This window comes from Hydrogenophaga sp. (assembly GCF_051858985.1).
Lineage (GTDB): Bacteria > Pseudomonadota > Gammaproteobacteria > Burkholderiales > Burkholderiaceae_C > Hydrogenophaga.
In genome coordinates this window covers 251445-272723 of record NZ_JBHYGM010000001.1, presented here as the reverse complement: position 1 = coordinate 272723, position 21279 = coordinate 251445, and the positions used below count along the sequence as shown (strand labels likewise).

Annotated in this window: 20 protein-coding genes; 11 read left to right on the top strand and 9 right to left on the bottom strand. The window is 66.8% G+C overall.

Going from position 1 to position 21279, the window contains the following annotated elements; translation table 11 throughout:
• Positions 1-30: 30 nt before the first annotated feature.
• Positions 31-1446 carry a hypothetical protein gene (locus tag ACTIEY_RS01285; protein ID WP_439517336.1) on the bottom strand — a complete coding sequence of 472 codons (1416 nt, stop codon included), beginning with the start codon at positions 1444-1446 and terminating at the stop codon, positions 31-33.
• On the bottom strand, positions 1443-2288 hold the full coding sequence (locus ACTIEY_RS01280) for a hypothetical protein (RefSeq protein ID WP_439517335.1): 846 nt from the start codon (positions 2286-2288) through the stop codon (positions 1443-1445). Before ACTIEY_RS01280 ends, ACTIEY_RS01285 begins: the two co-directional genes overlap by 4 nt.
• Before the next feature lie 165 nt (positions 2289-2453).
• Here ACTIEY_RS01280 and ACTIEY_RS01275 point away from each other — a divergent pair, with 165 nt between their 5' ends.
• The 5 genes from ACTIEY_RS01275 (at position 2454) to ACTIEY_RS01255 (ending at position 7574) form a co-directional block, all read left to right on the top strand.
• Positions 2454-3308, top strand: coding sequence for a FadR/GntR family transcriptional regulator (locus tag ACTIEY_RS01275; RefSeq protein WP_439517334.1), 855 nt, complete (start codon positions 2454-2456; stop codon positions 3306-3308).
• Positions 3309-3435: 127 nt separating this feature from the next.
• Positions 3436-4668 (top strand): amidohydrolase family protein, encoded by a 1233-nt coding sequence (locus tag ACTIEY_RS01270; RefSeq protein WP_439517333.1) that lies wholly within the window; start codon positions 3436-3438, stop codon positions 4666-4668.
• Between the two features lie 5 nt (positions 4669-4673).
• Complete coding sequence (locus ACTIEY_RS01265; RefSeq protein ID WP_439517332.1) at positions 4674-5075, top strand: cupin domain-containing protein; 402 nt, start codon at positions 4674-4676, stop codon at positions 5073-5075.
• A gap of 31 nt (positions 5076-5106) precedes the next feature.
• On the top strand, positions 5107-6087 hold the full coding sequence (locus tag ACTIEY_RS01260; protein WP_439517331.1) for a Bug family tripartite tricarboxylate transporter substrate binding protein: 981 nt from the start codon (positions 5107-5109) through the stop codon (positions 6085-6087).
• A complete protein-coding gene (locus tag ACTIEY_RS01255) occupies positions 6084-7574 on the top strand; it encodes an FAD-dependent oxidoreductase (RefSeq protein ID WP_439517330.1) in 1491 nt (496 codons plus the stop codon). The genes ACTIEY_RS01260 and ACTIEY_RS01255 overlap by 4 nt, the downstream gene beginning before the upstream one ends.
• Here ACTIEY_RS01255 and ACTIEY_RS01250 read toward each other — a convergent pair.
• The 4 genes from ACTIEY_RS01250 to ACTIEY_RS01235 form a co-directional block, all read right to left on the bottom strand.
• Entirely contained in the window at positions 7571-8311 is a 741-nt protein-coding gene (locus ACTIEY_RS01250) for a FadR/GntR family transcriptional regulator (RefSeq protein ID WP_439517329.1), read from the bottom strand. The genes ACTIEY_RS01255 and ACTIEY_RS01250 overlap by 4 nt on opposite strands.
• A gap of 90 nt (positions 8312-8401) precedes the next feature.
• Positions 8402-8725, bottom strand: coding sequence for an NIPSNAP family protein (locus ACTIEY_RS01245; RefSeq protein ID WP_439517328.1), 324 nt, complete (start codon positions 8723-8725; stop codon positions 8402-8404).
• A gap of 35 nt (positions 8726-8760) precedes the next feature.
• A complete protein-coding gene (locus ACTIEY_RS01240) occupies positions 8761-9183 on the bottom strand; it encodes a Zn-ribbon domain-containing OB-fold protein (RefSeq protein ID WP_439517327.1) in 423 nt (140 codons plus the stop codon).
• A complete protein-coding gene (locus ACTIEY_RS01235) occupies positions 9180-10373 on the bottom strand; it encodes a thiolase family protein (protein WP_439517326.1) in 1194 nt (397 codons plus the stop codon). The genes ACTIEY_RS01240 and ACTIEY_RS01235 overlap by 4 nt, the downstream gene beginning before the upstream one ends.
• A 184-nt stretch (positions 10374-10557) precedes the next feature.
• Between ACTIEY_RS01235 and ACTIEY_RS01230 the strand changes: the two genes are divergently transcribed.
• The 6 genes from ACTIEY_RS01230 to ACTIEY_RS01205 all read left to right on the top strand — a co-directional run bounded on the left by ACTIEY_RS01230 (position 10558) and on the right by ACTIEY_RS01205 (position 18146).
• A complete protein-coding gene (locus ACTIEY_RS01230; protein WP_439517325.1) occupies positions 10558-11541 on the top strand; it encodes a flavin reductase in 984 nt (327 codons plus the stop codon).
• Positions 11542-11549: 8 nt separating this feature from the next.
• Entirely contained in the window at positions 11550-13313 is a 1764-nt protein-coding gene (locus tag ACTIEY_RS01225; protein ID WP_439517324.1) for an FAD-dependent oxidoreductase, read from the top strand.
• Complete coding sequence (locus ACTIEY_RS01220) at positions 13297-13635, top strand: NIPSNAP family protein (protein ID WP_439517323.1); 339 nt, start codon at positions 13297-13299, stop codon at positions 13633-13635. Before ACTIEY_RS01225 ends, ACTIEY_RS01220 begins: the two co-directional genes overlap by 17 nt.
• 44 nt (positions 13636-13679) lie before the next feature.
• Positions 13680-14999, top strand: a complete 1320-nt coding sequence (locus tag ACTIEY_RS01215; RefSeq protein ID WP_439517322.1) for a Rieske 2Fe-2S domain-containing protein — start codon at positions 13680-13682, stop codon at positions 14997-14999.
• Positions 15000-15009: 10 nt separating this feature from the next.
• A complete protein-coding gene (locus ACTIEY_RS01210; RefSeq protein WP_439517321.1) occupies positions 15010-15966 on the top strand; it encodes a PDR/VanB family oxidoreductase in 957 nt (318 codons plus the stop codon).
• A gap of 182 nt (positions 15967-16148) precedes the next feature.
• On the top strand, positions 16149-18146 hold the full coding sequence (locus tag ACTIEY_RS01205; protein ID WP_439517320.1) for an acyltransferase family protein: 1998 nt from the start codon (positions 16149-16151) through the stop codon (positions 18144-18146).
• Between the two features lie 11 nt (positions 18147-18157).
• Here ACTIEY_RS01205 and ACTIEY_RS01200 read toward each other — a convergent pair whose 3' ends face one another.
• From ACTIEY_RS01200 to ACTIEY_RS01190, 3 genes are all read right to left on the bottom strand, one after another.
• Positions 18158-19057, bottom strand: coding sequence for a DMT family transporter (locus ACTIEY_RS01200; RefSeq protein ID WP_439517319.1), 900 nt, complete (start codon positions 19055-19057; stop codon positions 18158-18160).
• Positions 19058-19140: 83 nt separating this feature from the next.
• A complete protein-coding gene (locus ACTIEY_RS01195; protein WP_439517318.1) occupies positions 19141-19641 on the bottom strand; it encodes a methylated-DNA--[protein]-cysteine S-methyltransferase in 501 nt (166 codons plus the stop codon).
• Complete coding sequence (locus ACTIEY_RS01190; protein WP_439517317.1) at positions 19638-21188, bottom strand: DNA-3-methyladenine glycosylase 2 family protein; 1551 nt, start codon at positions 21186-21188, stop codon at positions 19638-19640. The genes ACTIEY_RS01195 and ACTIEY_RS01190 overlap by 4 nt, the downstream gene beginning before the upstream one ends.
• Between the last annotated feature and the right edge of the window lie 91 nt (positions 21189-21279).

The following is a 21279-nucleotide window of genomic DNA, read 5'->3' as shown; positions in this document are numbered from 1 at the left end:
AAGGGGTCCTTTCGTTCAGGAGTCTGGAATTCACCCGGCGCCACGCAGGACCGTGGCGATGGTACCGAGGAACAGGATGGCCAGGCCGAGGTAGATCACGGCGAAGCCGCGGTTGAGGGCCACGGTGACGGCCATGACCGAGTGCCCGGAATACCGGTGCGCCATGAGCGCGATCATGGAAAACGGGGTGGCGTAGCTGGCCACGCCCCAGGCCACCAGGATGACCGACATGTGCACCGTGACGGGCAGCCCCACCATGGCCGGCGGCAGGGCCGTGCCCACCAGCACCACCGTGAGCACCGGATGGACCGCGAGGAAAGCCAGCCCGATGACGATGGCAATCAGCGCGAAGCAGGCCAGGAACGGCGACGTCGCGAGCACGCTGCCTATGGCGCTCGTCCAGGCGACCGGGATGACGCTGGCGATGACGGTGCCACCGCAGCCCGCCGCCATGAAGAGCGCCACCTCGCCCGCGAGTGCCGGCAGCTTCAGGTAGTCCTCCCGAAGGCGCTGGCGTGCCTGCTGGAGTCTGGCCGGTCCCTGGGCCTGCAGCGCATGCAGCACCAGCACCGCCAGGGGAATCAGCAGCACGATGCCGGCGACCACCGCCACCTTCAGCGCGTGGGCCAGTGCGATCACCGCCGCGAGGAACACGCCCATGGCCACCAGCATGGGCAGCAGGGCGCGAAACAACGGTGCACGTGGCATCGGCAGGGGTGGCACCAGGGGGCGGTGGCGCAGGCGGCGCATCTCGAGCAGGCTGCCGAGCACGATGGAGCACGCCGCCATGGCCAGGCACAGCGGCACGACCGTGGACCAGGTAAGGCCGGGGTAGAGCGCCAGCAGGATGGTGACGTTGCTGAACATCGGGCTCCACAGGGTGGCCGCTGCAAAGCTGCGCATGATGGCGGCCAGCATGGACAGGCGGTCTTCCTCCACCTGCACCTCACCCTTGGACGCCATGTCCATCAGCATGCTCACACCGGCCAGGCCCATGAGGCCTCCGAACAGCTGGCAGGCCAGTGACACCACCAGGTAGCGGCTGCGCAGGCCTGTGGCCAGCAGGTGACGCGCCACCACACCGGTCTGCGGCGCGGCCAGTGCGGCGCGCGCCATCAGCGTCACCGAGGAAATGATGGACGCCATGAGACCGCCGATGGCAACACCCTTGCTGAGGCTTTGCCCGGGCGCCGCCGCCAGGGGCAGCAACAGCAGGGTGATGGCGCCCAGCGCCAGCGTGACGCGCCGAATGCTGGGCGGCAGGCGATGGCGTTCGCGCAACAGGAACACGGCGGCGGCCACGCCCACCAGCGCCACCGCACCCGGGTGCGGATGGAACAGGTTGAACAGCGTGCCCGCCATCATGGCCACCAGCATCAAGGTGCTGATGGCCGCTGGTGGCGTCCGCGCCGCGGGGAGTTCCGATGCCTCCACGCTCGGGTTCACGCCAGCAGCAGCAGGGCTGCCTCCTTCGCGCTCTGACCCACCCGCACGCCCTTGTCGCGCGCTGGCTGGTTGCAGGCGCTGATGACGCCGTCGAAATAGGTGCTCTGGCCGTCGCCCATGCGGGCGGTCAGCGCGCTCACGGACGCACCGGGGATGCCATCGGGCTCGACCGCCTCCAGCGCCGACAGGCCGGAGTTGTTCTTGCCGACGCCGCCGTCGGAGCAGATGAAGGCCCAAGGGCGGAAATCCCTGAAATAGCCGACCACGCTGCGGCCGGTGTGCCCGGCGGTGCACAGCACGTTGCGGTTCTTGTCTTCAGGCAGCGCATAGGCGATGGAATCGGTGCACACGATGCTGCGTCCACTGGACGCCGTGTGGATCACCCGCCGCCGCGTCGGTTCGAACACGGTGGGCTTCTTTTCGCCGGTCTGCAGGAAGCGAGCCGCGTCGCTCGCCTTCATGCCGGGCTCGATGCCCAGCGCCTGCGCGGCGTCGTTCACGCGGCTGACGATGCCGTTGTCATAGAGGTCGCTGCCGTTGCCCATCTCGGCCGTCATCACATCCACTGCGGCGGAGGGCACGCCCAGCGCCTCGTAGTACCAGAGGCCGGCAATACCGGCGCCGTCCTTGCCGATGGCGCAATCCAGACCGATGACGGCCTGCGGCCTGGCCGACATGACCATGCGCGCGCACAGGACGCCGCTGTAGGAGGCATTGACGACCACATCGCCCTGGGTGGCGGGCTCGGAGGCCACAAAGGACTCGACGTAGGTGGCCGAATCGAAGACCAGCACGCGGCCCTGGGGGTTGTTGACGATGCGCGGGGAATGGGTGGATGCCATGCGGATTCCTTGGGTGCAAAAATGGGCGTTAATGATGTAATGGTAAGTCCATTCAAGGAAGTCGCCTCCAAGGATGGAAATGGGACGGTCTGCGGACCCCGTACTGCTATGCTTTCGCCCACTGCCCGCAACCCTGCGGCAGCGTGACCAGAGAGGAAAGAATTCATGGAGCCGACGCAGGATCTCGCCTTCCAGCAAATCAAGACCCGCAGGGTGTTCGAGGAGATCTGCGAGCAGATCCGAAACCGGCTGAGTTCGGGCGCCTTGAAGCCCGGCGACAAGCTCCCCGCCGAACGCGAGCTGGCGCTGGAGTTCAAGGTGAGCCGGCCGGCGGTGCGCGAGGCGCTGCGCACGCTGGAGATCTCGGGGGTGGTTTCCCTGCAGAAGGGCGTGAAGGGCGGAACCTTCATCCGCGACGGCAACCCCGCCATGCTCACCCAGTCCCTGCAGGACCTGATGTTCCTGGGCCGCGTGACACTGCGCAGCCTGGCCGAGGCCCGGGTCCTCATCAACGGCATGGTGATGCGCCTGGCATGCGAACGCGCCACGGAGGAAGACTTCCAGGCCATCGAAGCCAACATCGCCTACATCGAGAGCAGCGAAGACATGCTCCACCGGGCCAATGCCGGCGTGATGTTCTTCCGGCTGATTGCCAAGGCCACGCGCAACGAAGTGCTGATGATGCTGGTGGACTCGCTCAGCGACATCATCCGCGTGGTGATCGACCGCACCGGCCGCGTGGCTCGGCCCGAGCTGGTGGCGGTGCGCAAGCGCATCGTCAAGGCCATGCGCGCGCGCGATGCGGACACCGCCATCAAGCACATGAACGAATACCTCTCGGTGGTGCACCAGGGCATGGACGCGGATCCGATCGAGGTGGTGCGCCCCGGGCGCACCGTGGCAGCCGTGGCCAAGGACGCGCTGCCCCTGGCCAAGCCGGCGCCCAAGGCCCCGGCCAAGTCGGCCGCCAAGTCGGCAGCGAAGTCGGCCAAACCTGCTGCCCGACCTGCCACTCGCTGACGGCCCGGTCACCCCGCGCTGGGGTTTCCCGTGTTCGTGGTTTGCTTGACAAGGGTTTTTCGGGACATATAATGGTCATACCATTCAAAAACGAATGCCCGATCAATCACCACGAGGACCACACACCATGAGCGAAATCGTCGTCAACGAAGCCAACCAGTGGCGCCTGAACACCCCTGGCGCCACCGGCTGGGACAAGTCGCCACAGCCGGGCGCTGCCAACAAGTACCTGATGATCTCCTCGGACACCCATGCCAATGAACCGGGCAACCTGTGGGCCGAGCGCATCGACGCCAAGTACAAGGACCGCCTGCCCAAGATGTGGATCGACGAGAAGGGCATCCAGTGGCGCAAGATGGAAGCTTCCGAGCAGCCTGACCGTCTGGTGCTGGCCCGGCTCGAGGGCGAAGACCTGGCCCGTTCCAGGGCCGGCGCCACGGCGACCGAGAAGGGCCCGTCCGTCGACCAGCGCATCCAGGATCTGGAGATGGATGGCATCGACGGCGAGATCATCTTCCCCGGCAAGGGCCTGGGCATGTGGTACACGTTCGATCCCGATTTTGCGCATGCCCAGTGCGAGGTGTACAACACCTGGGCACACGAAACCTTTGGCGCGCACTTTGACCGCCTTTCGCCGGCGGCGGCGCTGGCCACCGGCAACATCGAGGCCACGTTGAAGGAAATCGACCGCTGCCTCAAGCTCGGCTTCCGCCACTTCACGCTGCCCTGCAAGCCACTGTTCGGCCCACCCAAGACCAACGAGCTCAACTACAACAAGATCGAATTCGATCCCATGTGGGCGCGCTTCACCGAGGCCGATGTGCCCGTCACCTTCCACGTGTCCACCGGCAAGGATCCACGCACCACGCGCGGCCTGGGCGGCGCGGTGGTGAACTACGTGGTGCACTCGCTTTCTCCCACGCTGGAGCCGCTGGTCAACATCTGCGCATCGGGCGTGGCCGAGCGTCACCCCGAGCTGAAGTTCGGCAGCGTGGAGGCCGGCATCGGCTGGGTGCCATGGATGCTGGACGCCATGGACGAGGCCTACCTCAAGCACCACTTCTGGGTCAAACCCAAGCTCAAGGCGCTGCCGTCGGACTTCTTCAAGGCCAAGGGCTTTGCCACCTTCGGTGAAGACCGTGCCGGCCTGGCGTTGATGGAAGAGCATGGCCTGCAGGACAACTTCATGTGGGCCAACGACTACCCGCACCACGAGGGCACCTGGCCGCATTCGGCCCAGGCCATCGAACGCCAGATGGGTGGCATCAGCGAAGCCAGCCGGGCCAAGGTGCTGGGCATGAACGCCGCCAAGGTGTTTGGCTTCAAGGAAATCCTGGCCAAGTACAACGCCAAGGCCTGAAGGGCATGAACGCCATCACGCCTTTTCATCCGCAGCACGACCAGCTGGGCGATGACGAGTCCCGTTACGTGGACGTGCAGAGCATTCCCTGGAAGCCCACGCCCACCCCCGGCATCGACATGAAGGTGTTGATGCAGGACGAGAGCAGCGGCTTGCTCACCGCGCTGTTCCGCTGGCAGCCCGGCACGCAGCTGCCGCTGCACGAGCACGTGGAGATCGAGCAGACCTACGTGCTTTCGGGCAGCATCGTGGACGACGAAGGCGAGGTGCGTGAAGGCGATTACGTGTGGCGACCCAAGGGCAACCGGCATCTCGCCCGGTCGCCCAACGGGGCGCTGGTGATTTCCTTCTTCCTCAAGCCCAACAAGTTCCTCGAAGGCGAATTCGCTGGCAAGGAACTGAAGTAATGCCGGAAGGCGGCGCCCTCCGGCCCGCACCATGAGCCACCCCGTCCGCGCGCTCATGGCTGGCCTTGCCGCGTGGACCGCGCTCGCCTGGTGGCCGGTCATGGCCCAGCAGGCGACCTTTCCCAGCCGGCCGCTTCGCATCGTGGTGCCGTATGCGGCCGGGGGCTTGTCCGACGTCCAGATCCGTGCCGTGGCCGAGCCACTGGGCAAGCTGCTCGGTCAGCCGGTGATCGTCGACAACAAGCCGGGTGCCACCGGTGCCATTGGCACCCAGGCCGTCGCCACGGCCACGCCGGATGGCCACACGCTGGTGTTTGCGAACAACGGATTCGTGATGACGCCGCACCTGAACCGGCAGGCCGGCTACGACGCGCTGATGGACTTCTCGCCGGTGTCGCGCGTGAGCCTGACCCCCATGGTGCTGCTCGTCCACAACGAGGTGCCGGCCAGCACCATGACGGAATTCATCGACTACATCCGCTACCAGCGAGCACCGGTCGAGTACGGTTCGGTGGGCACGGCGTCCTTTGGCCACATGAGCATGGCGCTGCTGGCCCAGGCGGCCAGCATGAAGATGGTGCACGTGCCCTACCGTGGCGAAGCGCCTCTGCTGCTGGCCTTGCGGGCAGGTCAGGTGCAGGCGCTAATGACGCCGCCCTCGCCGCTGATGATGGGCGCCGTGAAGGAAGGTCAGGTGAAGCTGCTGGGCGTGGCTTCGGTGCGGCCCGCGCCGCTGCTGCCCGGAGTCAAGCCCATTGCGGCCACCGTGCCGGGCTTCTCAGCCGAGGTGTGGTTCGGTCTGTTCGCCCCCAGCGGCACGCCGGCCGCCCATGTGGCCCGACTCAACGAGGCGCTGGACAAGGTGCTGGCCCGGCCGGACATCCAGGCGAAGTTCGCCAGCATCGGTGCGCTGGCCGCTCCGAGCACGCCGGCCGCTTTCCACGACATCACGCGCGCTGAGTCTGCCCGCTGGGCCGACCTGATCCGCACCACCGGCCTGAAGGTGGAATGAACGCCGGTCTGACGTGTGACGTGATCGTGGTGGGTGCTGGCGCCTCGGGGCTGTCGGCCAGCATCGAGGCCGCCGACGCTGGCGCCCGCGTGATCGTGCTGGAGAAGAACCCCATGCCCGGCGGCAGCAGCCGCCTTTCGGTGGGCTCCATCAACGCGGCGGGGTCCAGCCTGCAGAAGCGCGCCGGCATCGTGGACACGCCCGACGAGCACTTTGCCGACATGGACCACTTCATGGGTCCTTTCGCGGGCCGCGACAACCTGGAGCTGCGCCGCCTGCTGGTGGACCATGCCGCCGAGTCGCTGGAGTGGCTGATGTCGCTCGGGCTGAGCTTCTACGGCCCCACCGCCGATCCGCCGCACCGCCACCCGCGCATGCACAACGTCTTGCCCAATTCGCGCGCCTACCCCTACTACCTGAATCGCGCCGCAAAGTCTCGCGGCGTGGACGTCCGGCTCGATGCGCCGGTCCAGCAGATCCTGACGGGAAGCGACGGTGCGGTGCGCGGCGTGCTGGCGCGCATCGGCGGTCAGACGGTGGAGGTGCAGGCGCGTTCGGGCGTGGTGCTGGCGGCGGGCGACTACAGCAACGACCCCGAACTCAAGGGACGGTTTCGACCCGAACTGGCCGGCATCCCGGCCATCAACCCCACCGCCACAGGCGATGGTCACAGGCTCGGCGAGGCGCTGGGTGCGCGCGTGGTCAATGGCGAAGTGGTGTACGGACCTGGCCTGCGCTTCATGGAGCCGGCGCGGCCAAGTCTCGTGAGACGCCTGCCGCCTTCCATGCTGTTGGGCAAGCTGATGCAATGGGCGCTGAACCGCTTGCCGGCTTCGCTGTTCCGTCCCTTCGTGATGTCGTTCATGACGGCCTCGCTGGGACCGGAGGCTTCGCTGCTGCGCGCGGGCGCGGTGCTGGTCAACCGGCATGGGCAGCGTTTTGTGGATGAACTGGGGCAACCGGGTCTGGCCATTGCAAGGCAACCCGGCGGACACGCGTGGCTGGTGTTTGACCAACGTGTGGCGACGATGTTTTCAAAGCCGCCTCACTATGTATCGACCGCGCCGGGAGTCGCCTTTGCCTATCTGCCCGACTACCAGCGGCACCGCGCGGACCTCTACCACCGCGCCGACAGCCTGGCATCGCTGGCGCACAGTGTGGGCCTGCCAGCCGATGCCCTGTGTGCCGCGATCGAGCAGCAAAACGCTGCACGGCCCGAGGGCGTGGCCGGCGGCGTGCTGCAGGCGCCGTTTCATGCGCTGGGTCCGCTGGAGAGTCGCATCGTCATCACGGATGGTGGCCTGGCCGTGAACACGCGCCACCAGGTGCTGCGCGAGGATGGGAGCGTGATTCCGCGGCTGTATGCGGCCGGGGCGGTGGGTCAGGGGGGTGCCTTGCTGGCGGGCAACGGCCACCACATTGGCTGGGCAGTCACGTCGGGGCGACGGGCCGGGCGACATGCCGCGCAGGAAGCCGCCCGCGCCTAGACTTTCGTGCGCGAGTTCCAGAGATCGAGGTACTTGATCTCCAGGCGTTCGAGGAACTTGGTCATCTCGGCTTCTGCGGCATCGGCGTCGCGGTCCCGCAGGTGCTTGAGCAGGCGGCGCCGCGAGGGCAGGGTGTAGGCGTTCTCGCTGGGCCCGATGGCCTTGATGAACTGGCGCATGAGTTCGCTCATGCCTTCCACCGCAATCAGGATGATGGGGTTGTGGGTGGCTTCGGCCAGGAGGATGTGGAACTGACGGTGGTACTCGGCCCGCGCCTCGAAGTTGCCGGCTTTCTGCGCCTGCGCCGCAGCGGCCACATTGGCCTCGAGCCGCTGCAGGTCTTCTTCGGTGAGGCGTTCGCAGGCCACGCGAACCACGATACCGCTGATCCAGGTGCGCGCCTCCGTGAGGTGCTGCGGCGTGATGGCGCCCAGGTGGTACAGATCGCGCAAGCCGTTGACGATGACCCCGGAACTGCCGGGCAACACGAAGGCGCCACCCGTGGCGCCCTTGCGCAGTTCGATCATGCCGGAGAGCTCCAGGGCGCGGAGCGCCTCGCGCAGGGTGTTGCGGCTGACGTTGAACTTGGCGGAGAGCTCGCGCTCGGCGGGCAGCCGGTCACCGGGCTTGAGCTTGCCGCTGGCCACCAGTTCGCGGATCTGGTTGGCGATCTCTTCGAAGGCGCGTTGCGGCGTGATCGGCGCGAACCCGAGCGCGGAAGCGGTGGCGTTGTTCATGCGTGTATTCGAAGTGAACGATCCTCGCATTTTACCGACCGACCGGTCGAACCTCATCAGGGTCTGACCCGTGCACCGCGTTCGTGTCCCCTATTTGAGGGAGAACGGAACCGCCATCAGCAGCTCGTTGCCGATCCTGGCCACCACGGGCCCGTCCTTCTCGCTTTCGGCCAGTGCCTTCACCCAGTCGGGGTCGTTGCGAAAGTCCGTCCAGGCCTTGTCGCGCTGGGCGTGCGATTCCCATTCCAGGATGTACTTGATCTGCAGGTTGTCCTCGCCCACCGCCACCGTGAAGAGGGGGCCGGCCTTCATGCCGTGTTTCTTGAAGAGTCCGAGCGTCGCGGTTTCGAAGCGCTTGAGGACGATGGGCATCTTGCCGGGCAGGCAGGTGTAGGTGCGCAGTTCGTAGAACATCCGGGGTCTCCGTTGCAAAGGGTGAAGGGGAACGATCAGGCAGGGCGCGATGCGAACAGCGGACCGTCTTCGTATTGAAGCACCACCAGTTCCATGGGAATGCCGGGCTGGAAGTCGACCCCCTCGCGCTCGACCATGCGCGTGGCGATGCGAAGGCCGATGTCCAGGTCCACCACGCAGACCGCGTACGGGGATTCTTCGGCGAACACCTTGGGGGCGGCGTGGATGCGCGTCCACGAATACAGCGTGCCGCGCGCGCTCAGGTCCTTCCACACCATGTCCTCCGACCAGCAGTGCGGGCAGATCTTCTTGGGCGGAAAGGTGAATTTGCCACAAGCCTGGCAGCAGGTGGATTGCCATTTGCCCTGGGAGAGGCCCTCCCAGAAGGGCTGGGTGAAGGCGGAGACGCGCGGCGGGTAGGCGCGCTGGCGGGGAACGGGGATCAGCTCGAGTGTCATCGGACGGCCTCCAGAACATGGATCAGGGCGGCGTTGTAGTTGCCGAGTTCGCCGGTGGCCAGACCGAGTCGGGCATTGGCCACCTGCCTTTCGCCCGCGCGGCCGCGCAGCTGGTCGGCGACCTCGACCATGTTGTAGAGCGAGGTCACGTAGGCCGGGTGCCCGCGCGAGGTGAGGCCGCCGGACGTGGAGATGGGAATGCGCCCGCCCAGGCGGGTCTGGCCTTCCAGCGCGCCGGGAGCGCCCTGGCCGCGTTCGAAAAAGCCCACCGCCTCGCTCACCAGGATCTCGACGATGGTGCAGGGCGCGTAGAACTCGGCGAAGTCGATGTCCGCCGCGCTGACGCCGGCCTGCTCGTAGGCCGTGGCCGATGCGCGCTTGGCGGCGATCAGTTCGGTCATGTCGTTGGGCACTTCGTTGATCTGGTGCGAGCCGTCGTGGAAGAAGCCCCGGCCGCGCACCAGCACATAGGGCTTGCCCAGTGACTTCGCCACTTCCTCAGTGGCCAGCACCAGGCAGGCTGCCCCGTCGCTGCGGCCCGGCACGTCGTACAGGCCCAGAGGCTCGACGATCGGGCGCTGCGCCATGACCTCATCGAGCGTGATCGGCTTGCGGTACTGGGCCAGCGGATTGAGCGAGGCGTGGTGACGGTTCTTCACCGCCACCGAGCCGAATTGCTCGCGCGTGGCGCCAAAGTCGTGCATGTAGCGCATGGCGTCCATGGCGTACCAGGAGATCGGGATGAAGCCGGCGGTGGCGTGGAAGTCCACGTCGCCCGTGGAGCGCATGCTGCTCATGGCGTGGTCAATGGAAGGCGTGGCCGCCTCCATGTTGATGCCGAGCGCCAGCGCCACGTCGGTGCGGCCCAGCATGATTTCATTGCACGCCTGATCGAAGGCCAGCGCCGCCGTCATGCCGTTGCCCATCACCTCCATCACGTTGCCGGTGCATGGCAGGCGCAAGTGACTGACCAGGAAGGTGTGGAAATACTTCTGCAGCGTGTAGGGCCGCGTCACGGTGAAGATGAGGCTCTGGATGTCTTTGCGGTCGACGCCGGCGTCCTTCACGGCGTCCACCACCAGTTTGCTCATGATCTCCTGCTCCAGCACCTGCAGCGGTTCGTCCGATCGCGTCTGGTGACGCCCCACGGGGATGGCGCTGGTGCCCACGATGGCCACGCGTCTTGTCATGCTGTGTTCCTTCCGTTCAGTGACGGTCGCAGTATAGCGGTAATGGACGGACCATTCATATCAATGACAGGTTCTCGATCGGTTCCGGATGCCAGTTCAACGTATTGGTAATACCATTGACGGTCATGCTTGGGTGCGCCATAATCTGGCCAGTCCGCCATCCCGCGCAGTATCTGGAGACCGCATGTCCGCCACCACCACTCCTCCCGTCGTCACGGAGCCGAATCCGGCGTTCGATGTCCGCGCGTTCCGCAATGCGCTGGGGAGCTTCCCGACCGGCGTGGCGATCATCACCACCATGGGGGCCGATGGCCGCCCGGTGGGTCTGACCTGCAATTCGTTCAGCTCGGTCTCGCTGGAGCCGCCCCTGGTCTCCTGGGGCCTGCGCATCAACAGCAAGAGCCTGGAGGCCTTCCAGAAGGCTGGCGCCTTCGCCATCAACATCCTGGCCGAGGACCAGAAGGACCTGTCGGGCCGGTTTGCCAGCGGCCAGATCGTCGACAAGTTCGAGGGCGTCGCCTGGCACAAGGGCCACCGCGAACTGCCCATCATCGAGGACTGTGTGGCCACGTTCGAATGCGACAAGTTCGCCGAACACCTTGCGGGCGACCATGTGCTGTTCCTGGGACAGGTGGCGAAGTTCGAGCACGGTCGCCATGAAGACTCGCTTGTGTTCTACAAGGGCGCCTACATGATGCTCACGCAATCGCTGCGCGAGCTCTCCGCCCGGGGGCGCATGGAGCCGGGCAACCTCGATCAGGCGCGCCGACTGGTCAACTGCATGCTGTTGCGCCTGGCCTGCGAGAACGGCGCGGAGGAGGATTTCGACGCCATCGAGAACAACATCCTGCAGATCGAGCAACTGGTGGCGCCCGAGGAACGCGAGCAGCGCGCCGAAGCCAGCCTGGAGTTCTTCCGCCTGATCACGCACGCGGCACACAACGAGGTGCTGGTGGTGGTCTCGGAGACTCTCACCAACATCATGCGGCAGGTGCTCAAGGCCGATTCCTCGCTGCGTTACCGTCCCGACCTGGTGCCGGTGCGCAAGCAGATCCTCTCTCACCTGCGCGAGCGCGACGCCGAAGCGGCCGAAGCCGCCATGTCGCACTATTTCGACGAGATGCGCCGCGGCGCCGCTGCCGCATCCGCCGCACTTGCTTCCACCTGAGGACCGCCATGAGCCAGTCAAACCATTCAGCCAGCGCCACCGAGTGCGACGTGCTCGTCATCGGGGCCGGCGCGGGGGGCCTGTCCACCGCCATCTCCGCCCGGCACCACGGCCTGGACGTGGTGGTGGTCGAGAAGGCCGCCGTCTTCGGGGGCACCACCGCTTTCTCCGGCGGCGTGCTCTGGATTCCCGGCAGCCCCCAGGCCCGCAAGGCCGGCATTGCCGACAGCCGCGAAGCGGTGATGCGCTACATGCGCGCCGAAACCGGCGCTTTCTTTGATCGCCCGGCGGTCGAGGCCTTCGTGGACCGGGGCCCGGAAATGGTCGAGTTCTTCGACCGGGAGACCGAACTCAAGTTCATCCCCACGCTCTACCCCGACTACCACCCCGACGTGGATGGCGGCGTGGACATTGGCCGTTCCATCCTGGCCGCGCCCTACGACATCCGCGGCCTGGGCCCGGACATGGCGCGCCTGCGGCCTCCGCTGGCGACCATCACCTTCATCGGCATGATGTTCAACTCGTCCAACGCCGACCTCAAGCACTTCTTCAACGCCACGAAATCGCTGAAGTCGGCCACCTATGTGTTCAAGCGGCTGCTCACGCACATCAAGGAACTCGCGCTCTACCGCCGAGGCGTGCTGGTCACCAGCGGCAACGCATTGGCGGCGCGGCTGGCCAAGTCCGCGCTGGACCTGAAGATTCCCATCCACACCTCCACACCCGCGCGCGAACTGCTGGTGGAAGACGGCCGCGTGGTCGGTGCGCGCGTGGCCGGCCCCGATGGCGAACGCACCATTCGTGCGCGCAAGGGTGTGGTGCTGGCGGCGGGCGGGTTTGCGCACGACCTGGAGCGCATCCAGCGGGCCTACCCGCACCTGCGCCGCGGCGGCGAGCATTTCTCTCCGGTGCCGACCGACAACACCGGCGACGGTTCGCGCATGGCCGAACAGGTGGGCGGCACGGTGCCGATCCGCTTTGCCTCGGCGGCAGCCTGGATGCCCACGTCCAAGGTGCCGCGCAAGGACGGCACCTTTGGTGCGTTCCCGCATCTGCTGGACCGCTACAAGCCCGGCATCATCGGCGTGCTGCGCAATGGCAAGCGCTTCACCAACGAATCGAACTCGTACCACGATGTGGGCGCCGCGATGATCGAGGCCTGCAAGAACGACCGCGAGACCGCAGCGTGGCTGATCTGCGACCAGGCCACCATCAGCAAATATGGCCTGGGATACGCCAAGCCCGCGCCCATGCCGCTGGGCGGCTTCGTGCGCAACGGATACCTGAGCAAGGGCCGCACGCTGGCGGAGCTTGCTAAGAACGCCGGCCTCGACCCCGCGGGCCTCGAAGCCACCGTGCGCCGGTACAACGAAGGGGCGGTGCGCGGTGAGGACCCCGAGTTCGGCCGTGGCCGCACGTCCTTCAACCGCTACCTGGCCGATCCCGAGCAGAAGCCCAATCCGTGCGTGGCGCCGATTGGCGACGGCCCCTACTACGCGCTCAAGCTGCTGGTGGGCGACCTTGGCAGTTTCGATGGCATCACCACCGATGTCGCCGGCCGCGTGCTCGGCCCGCAGGGCCGCCCCATCCCGGGCCTCTTCGCCGTGGGCAACGACCGCGCCAGCGTGATGGGTGGCAACTACCCGGGCGCCGGTATCACCCTGGGTCCGATCCTGACCTTCGGCTACCTCACCGGGCGCTTCCTGGCCGGCCTCGAACCCGGGCTGGAGACGGCCGTGATCCAGGAGGAAGCGCATGCTGTTGCCGCCTAAGGCGCTGGTCGATCACCGCATCTACACGATCAAGCTGCGCAAGATGCCGGAGTTCCTGGAGGTGTTCGATCGCCTGGCCATGCCGGTGCTGCTCAAGACCCTGGGAACGCCCCTGGCCTTCTATTCGAGCGTGGTCGGGCCGCTGAACCAGGTGGTGCACCTCTGGGGTTACGACGACATGGCCGACTACGAGCGCCGCTCGCTCGCACGCGACACGCACCCGGATTTTCCGGCCTATCTGTCGGCCTCGGAGCACCTCATCGTGGCGCAGGAGACGCGCCTGATCCGCCGCATTGACCTGCCCAGCCTGCGCCAGGGCTGAAGCGCCAGCGCGCACACCACAACATCCCGACTGGAGACCCGCGAATGCTTTCCCGCGAAGACAACGAACTGCTCGTGCGTGTGGGCCCCGATGCGCCCATGGGCCAGCTCATGCGCCTGTACTGGCTGCCGTTCCTGCCGTCCACCGATCTGGAGGTGAACGGCCAGCCGGTGCGGGTGCGCCTGCTGGGTGAAGACCTGCTGGCGTTTCGCGACAGCGAAGGCCGCATCGGGCTGGTGGACCACGCCTGCCCGCACCGGGGGGCGCCGCTGGTGTTCGGCCGCAACGAAGACTGCGGGCTGCGTTGCGTCTACCACGGCTGGAAGTTCGATGTGAACGGCGAGGTGGTGGACATGCCCGCCGAGCCGCCGGAGAGCCGTCTCAAATCGAAAACGCGGATCAAGAACTACCCCTGCCAGGAACGCAACGGCATCGTCTGGGCCTACATGGGCCCTGATCGGGAGTCGCCACCACCACTGCCCTCGCTCGAATGGAACATGGTGCCGCAGGAGAACGTGCACGTGAGCTTTCGCGTGCAGGAATGCAACTGGCTTCAGGCGGTGGAAGGCGAGATCGACTCGGCGCACGCGGCCATCCTGCACGGCCGCATCGATTCTCAAGGCGCCATCAACGACTGGGTGGCCAAGAAGGACCTGCGCCCGGTGTTCGAATGCCAGCGCGGCGAGCAGGGCATGAGCATTGCGTCGCGCCGCGTGCTGGACGAGAACACCTGGTACTGGCGCGTCAACCAGTTCCTGCTGCCGTTCTACACCCTGGTGCCGCCGCAGTCCAAGTATCCCGAACTCAGCGGCCACGCCTGGGTGCCGCTGGACGACGAGAACACGCTGTGCATCATGTTCTCGTACCACCCCTCGCAGCCGCTCTACGAAAAAACGCGCAAGCTGTTCGAAGAGGGCCACGCTGGCCGCGAGACCGGCCACGCCAGTGAGCACGCTTTCGCACCGAGGCCGGTGAGCGTGCCCTTCGCCAAGTACTGGACCAAGTTCAACCTGGAGACCGGTTTCCAGTTCAACTACGACGCGCAGACCAAGACCTGGTTCTCCGGCCTGCCCGGCTTGTGGGTGCAGGATGCGGCCTGCCAGTCGGGCGTGGCGCCCATCTACGACCGCAGCCAGGAGCACCTGGGCATCAGCGACACCGGCATCGCCATGACGCGGCGCCAGCTGCTGGAGACGGTGCGCAACCTGGCGCAACGCCAGCAACGACCCCCTCGCTACGACGATCCCGATCTCTTCATGGTGCGCGCGGTGTCGCTCACGCTGCCGGCCAGGTCCTCCTGGCAGGAAGAGGGCGCCGAGCACATGCGCGCGCGCCTGGGTGCCGATTTCGGTTACGCGCCCTGAGCCGCACCGCATGCCCGATCAGCCGTTGAACGTCCGCCTGCGCCAGATCCGGCAGGAGGCCCAGGACGTCGTTTCGCTCGAACTGGTGGCCGCGCAGGGTGGGCCGCTGCCCGCCTTCAGTGCCGGCGCCCACATCGACTTCCTGCTGCCCGGCGAGAGAGTGCGCAGCTATTCGCTGGTGAACGATGCCGCCGAGACGCACCGGTATGTGGTGGCCGTGCTGCGCGAGCGCGACGGCAAGGGCGGTTCGACCTGGCTGCACGACCATCCCCGCGTGGGCGACGTGCTGCAGGTGCGGCCTCCGGTCAACGACTTTCCCCTCTCGGCGGATACGGCGATGTCCGTGCTCATCGGCGGTGGCATCGGCGTCACCCCGCTGATGTCGATGGTGCGCCAGCTCGAGCGCGAGGGCCGCGCCTGGCGCCTGCATCTGGCTGCGCGCTCGCGGCAGCACGCCGTGTTTGTCGACGAACTCGCCGCGCTCGACGCGGGGCGTGGCTTGCTCACCCTGCATTGCGGTGCCGAAGACCAGACCCGCATGGACATGGCGCGTGTGGTGGCCGATGCGCCTGCCGATGCGCATTTCTACTGCTGCGGCCCGGCGCGCATGATCGATGCCTTCCTCGACGCAAGCGCCGCGCGACCTGCCGCGCAGGTGCACATCGAGCGTTTCGCCGCCGCCAACGAAGCCGCCACCGCCGGTGGCTTTGAACTCGTGCTCCAGCGCAGCGGGCAGCGCATTCCGGTGGCGCCGGGCAAGACCATCCTCGATGCCCTCCTCGACAAGGGCGTGCAGGTGCAGTACGCCTGCAGCGCAGGTGTGTGCGGCACCTGCATGACCGGCGTGATCGAGGGAGAACCCGATCACCGCGACGAGTACCTCACCGACGAGGAACGCGCCGACAACCGCCACATCATGATCTGCTGCTCGGGCTCAAAGTCGCCGACGCTGGTGCTCGATCTCTAGGCGCGTCCCGCCAGCCTCTGGTGGCTGCAAGGCAGCAAACCGTATCCCGAAACCTGAACTCCGGGTGTCATCGATCTGTATCGATGGCCACTTGAGCATGATCCGCACCGCGCCCGCCAGGGTGATCTGCGGCACCACGTTCACGTGCCATCGAACAAGAACCTTGCCCGGACCCAGGACCCTTGAATTACCGACGGGAGATCGACGGGCTGCGGGCCGTTGCCGTGTTGCCGGTACTGTTGTTCCACGCGGGCGCGCCCGGTTTCTCAGGCGGGTACGTTGGTGTCGACGTGTTCTTCGTCATCAGTGGCTACCTGATCACCGGCATCGTCCTCGACGAACTCAGCCGAGGCTCGTTTTCATTCACGGGCTTCTACGAGCGTCGCGTGCGACGGATCCTGCCCGCGCTGTTTGTGGTGATCCTCGCCACGCTGATCCTGTCCTGGTGGGTCCTGCTTCCCGAGGATTTCAAGGCGTTTTCCAAAAGCATGCTCGCGGTGGTGCTTTTCGTCTCCAACTTCCTTTTCTGGAGCGAAAGTGGTTATTTCGACGCCAGTGCCGAGCTGCTGCCCTTGCTGCACACCTGGAGCCTGGCGGTGGAAGAGCAGTACTACCTGATCTACCCGGCGCTGGTGGTATTGATTTTCAGGCGCGGGATCAGGCAGTTGTCGGCCATGCTCGCCGGCGTGGCGGTGACCAGTTTCGCCCTGGCCGCATGGGGTTCCAGAACCTATCCGGACGCGGCCTTCTACCTGCTCCCGTTTCGAAGCTGGGAGCTGGCGGCCGGCGCGCTCGTGGCGCTGCATCTTCGATCGGGCCGACAGTTGGCATCCAGAACGGCAGGCTCCTGGTGGTGTCTCGTGGGCTTGTTCCTGCTTCTTGCGAGCGTCTCTGCTTTCGATCGTGCCATGCCGTGGCCAGGCGCGAGCGCGCTGTTGCCTGTGGCGGGCGCCGTGCTGCTCATCCTGTTTGCCGGACCGCACAACGTGGTCGGGCGCTTGCTGGGGTCACGGGTACTGGTCGGTGTGGGGCTCGTGACTTACAGCGCATACCTTTGGCACCAGCCTCTATTTGCGCTGGCGCGGCTTGCTGCGCTGGAAGAGCCCTCTCTCGCCGCCATGCTGATGCTGTGCACGCTCAGTGTGTTGCTGGCGGCGCTCACATGGCGGTTCGTGGAGCAGCCGTTCCGGCAAAAGGGCTTCCTGAATCGAAGGGGCGTCTTCATGGGCGCTCTGGCCCTTTCGCTGGGATTGGCGAGCCTCGCCTTCCTGATCCACACGCAACAGGGTTTTCCGGAGCGGGTAGACCGCCACGCTCGCGTGGCGGATATGTTTCGATGGCAGGGTATCGCCACCCCCTGCGGCGAGCGGCTTCCCTTGCCGGCGGACATCGAGGCGCAATGCCACTGGCGCGCTGGCGTTCAGCCGGGTGACGTGCATACCCTTTTGGTCGGCGACAGCCATGCCGATGCATTTCTTCCTGCACTCGTGGCAGCGTCGCGAGACCTCGGCATCGAGCATGCTTACATCGGCATGGGAGGCTGCATTCCCCTGCTGGGCGTCGACGTTCGCTCGGGCGTCTGGCCAGAGGGTGTCTGCCGCGCGCTGGTTCAGGCGCAGTACGAGCACGCCCGCCGGTTGAGGCCGCGGAACGTCCTGTTGGTGGCGCGCTGGGGCATGTACATCGATGGAAACAACGCCAACCGCTCCGCGCGACGCTACTTCCTGGTGGAGAACGATGGCGACCCTCATTCCCGGGAACACAGTCGGGCGGTGTTCGTCAGGGCACTCGAGCGCACGGCGCGTGCCTATGCAGCCCTGGGCGCGCGAGTCCATCTGATGGAGCAGGTGCCGCAGCAGACCACGGAACCGCGCAAGGTTTTCTTCCAGCTGAACCGGGCTGGCTTGTGGGGTGAGGCGGCAGCGGACACCGTCATCCGTCGCCACGCCCTGCCGTACCCGCAACACCAGATGCAAGCGGCGCGGGTTCGGCGATTGCTGGATCGATTGCTGTCGATCGAAGGATTCAGGGTGCTCAACCCGGAGCAAGTGTTCTGCTCAGTAGATCGGTGTTGGATGGGCGACAGGGACGGCCCCTGGTACCAGGATCGGGACCACCTCAACATTCGGGGAGCCGAGAAGGCTGCACTCTGGGTGCAGCGTCAGTTGCTCGATCCCTGACGTCAGCCGCATCAACGCGCGCTGCTCAGCCACCCAAGACGCACCAACCCCGTCGACAACGCCGTCCCGCACAGAATCACGACCCCGCACCCGAGCATCAGCGGTGTGATGGCCTCGCCCAGCAGCAGGGCGCCGTAGATCAGGGCGAACACGGGGATGAGAAACGTGACGGTGAGGGCGCGGGCGGGCCCTGCCTGTTCGATGAGGCGGAAGTACAGGATGTAGGCCACGCCGGTGCAGAGCACGCCCAGCGCCACGATGGCCAGCCAGGCGGTGCTGCCGGGGTTGCTGGCGGGCCACAGCCAGAGCGCGGGCAGCGCCAGGCCGCACACCGCGCCGAGCTGGCTGCCGGTGGCGGTCACCATGGAGGGCAACCCACCGAGGTGGCGCTTGGTGAAGCTGGCGGCGATGCCGTAGCACAGCGTGGCGAGCAGGCAGGCGAGCACCGCCCAGGCCGGCGCAATGCCCGAGACGGCGTCGGGCTTGAAGCTGGCCTTGCCGCTGGTGAGCGCGACGATGCCGGCAAAGCCGATCACCAGGCCCAGGATGCGCGACGCGTTGGGGCGGTCCTTCAGCCAGAGCCACGCCACCAGGGCGCCGAACAGCGGCACCGTCGCATTCAGGATGGCCGAGAGGCCGGTGGTGATGGCCAGCAGCGCAAACGAAAAGCACGCGAAGGGTATGGCCGAATTCAGCAGTCCCACGATGAAGAGCGCTTTCCAGTGCTTGAGGAGGATGCCGCCCTCGCGCTTCCACAACAGGATGGGCAGCAGGAAGGCGGCGGCCACCGAGACGCGCACAAAGGCCGTGGGCAAAGCCCCGAAGTCCACCACGGACAGGCGCATGAAAAGGAAGGAGGCGCCCCAGATCGCGCCGAGCAGGACGAATTCGAAAACGAGTGCAGGATTCATAGGCCGGAAGTATGCATTTGAAGCGCTGTGCTCACGCCCGTGGATTGATGATGCTTGGCCCGGCGATTGATGCGCCGGTCGGTTCAATGCAGGACCGCACCTTCGAGAGCGAGCAGGGCGGTTTTCCGGTCCAGTCCGCCAGCGTAGCCCGTGAGCGAACCATTGGCTCCAATCACGCGGTGGCAGGGCACGACGATGCTCACCGGATTGCGTCCCACCGCAGCGCCCACCGCGCGGACGGCGGCAGGGTTTCCGATGCGCTGGCTCAGTGCGCCGTAGCTCGTGGTGCGCCCCGCAGCGATCTGCAGCAGCGCCTGCCACACGCGTTGCTGGAAGGCGGTGCCGCGCTGCAGGTCCAGCGGCAGATCGAACGTGGTGCGCCGGCCGGCGAAGTACGCCGTGAGCTGCTCCTGGGCCTGGACCAGCAGCGGCGCGTCGTCGGCACGCTGCCACGCCGAGGGGTCGGGCGCGTGCCGCTGGCCTTCGAACCAGACGCCGCTGAGGCCACGGGACGTGGCGGCGAGGATCATCGGTCCCATGGGCGCCTGCCAGCGCGTGAAGTGGGTGGTGGGGTCGTGTTTCATAGGGGTGCTCCTGCAGATTCTGTGGGAGGTGTGACGCCGCCTGCCCAGGCCCGGATCACGGCGTAGCTGCGCCAGGGCTTCCACACGCCCGATGCCGCCTCCGCCAGGCGCGCGGCCTGCTTGTGCTGTTGCAGGCCCATGACCTTGTGCAAGGCCACGTCGCCTGCGGGGAAGGCATCGGGCCAGCGCAGCGCGCGCATGGCGATGTACTGTGCGGTCCAGTCGCCAATGCCCGGCAGTTCCTTGAGCGCCGCGATGGTGGCGGGCACGTCGGCGCTGCCGTGCAGCGACAGCCGCTGCCCGTCCACCGCCTGCGCCAGCGCCACGATGGCGGCCTGGCGTTGCTTCACGATGCCGAGCTGGCCGAGCGCATCGCCGCCGGCTACGGCCAGCACCTCGGGCGCGGGGAAGAGGCGCGTGAGTTCCGCAAACGGGGTCTCGATGACCTCGCCAAAGCCGTCCACCAGCCGCTGCGACAGCGTGCGGGCGGCGGCCACGGTGATCTGCTGGCCGAGCACCGCGCGCACCGCCAGCTCGAAACCGTCCACCGCACCCGGCACGCGCAACCCGTCGCCATGGGGAAAGGCCGCATGAAGCACGGCGTTGATGGCGGCGGGGTCTGCGTCCAGATCGAGTGCCGCGCGCACGCGGTGGATGACCTGGGGCAGCGCTTCGCGCAGGGAATCGCTCACGCGCAGCACCACCTGGCAGCGCGCTTCGTCGAAGTCGGCCAGCAACCAGCCCTTGTGCATCTGCCCGGCCGCTGCAAGGCGGCACGTCTGTCCCAGTTGCAGGGGCGCGCCGGCTTCGCTGCGCACGAAACCGGTGCCGGTGATGAGCCGCTGGCGCAGGAAGGCGAGCAGGGCGGGGGCGTCGTAGGGCGGCCGGTAGCCCAGCCGCACCGAGGTGCCCCGGCCCGTGTCGGCGTCGCGCCTGGTTGGGGCCTGCCGTCGCAGTTGCGTGGGGTTGAGGCGGTAGTGGGCGAGGAAGGCGGCGTTGAAACGCCGCACGCTCGCAAAGCCGCTGGCCAGCGCCACCTGCGTCACCGGCAGGTCGGTGTCGGCCAGCAGTTGCTTGGCCGTCAGAAGTTTGCGCGTCTGCAGGTACTGCAATGGCGAAACGCCCAGGTGCTCCTCGAACACGCGGCGCAGGTGGCGGTCGCTCACGCCCAGCCGGTTCGCCAGTCGCCCGCTCATCGCGGTCGCACCATCCGGGTCGGTCCATTGCTCGGGGTCGTCGAGCCAGCGCGTGGCCTGCTGCACCAGGATGGTGGAAGCGTCTTCGGTGGACCAGTGGCGCTCCAGCGGCGCCAGCTCGGGCCGACAGCGCAGGCACGGGCGGAAACCGGCCCGTTCCGCCTGAGCCGCGTGCTCGAAGAAACGGCAGTTCTCGCGCCGCGGCGTGCGCACCCGGCACACCGGCCGGCAATAGATGCCGGTGGACGTGACGGCGGTGAAGAAGCGGCCGTCGAAGCGCGCGTCGTGCGCGCACAGGGCGCGGTAGCAGGCGTCGTCGTCGATCCGGGCGGGGTGTTCCATGGGGGCCATGTTAGGCCCCCCGGGCCGTTGCAACTGGCCGTTTCCGGACATATGCCTCACAAAGCCGGCGATACCCCCTCCTACAATGTTTTTCTTCCGT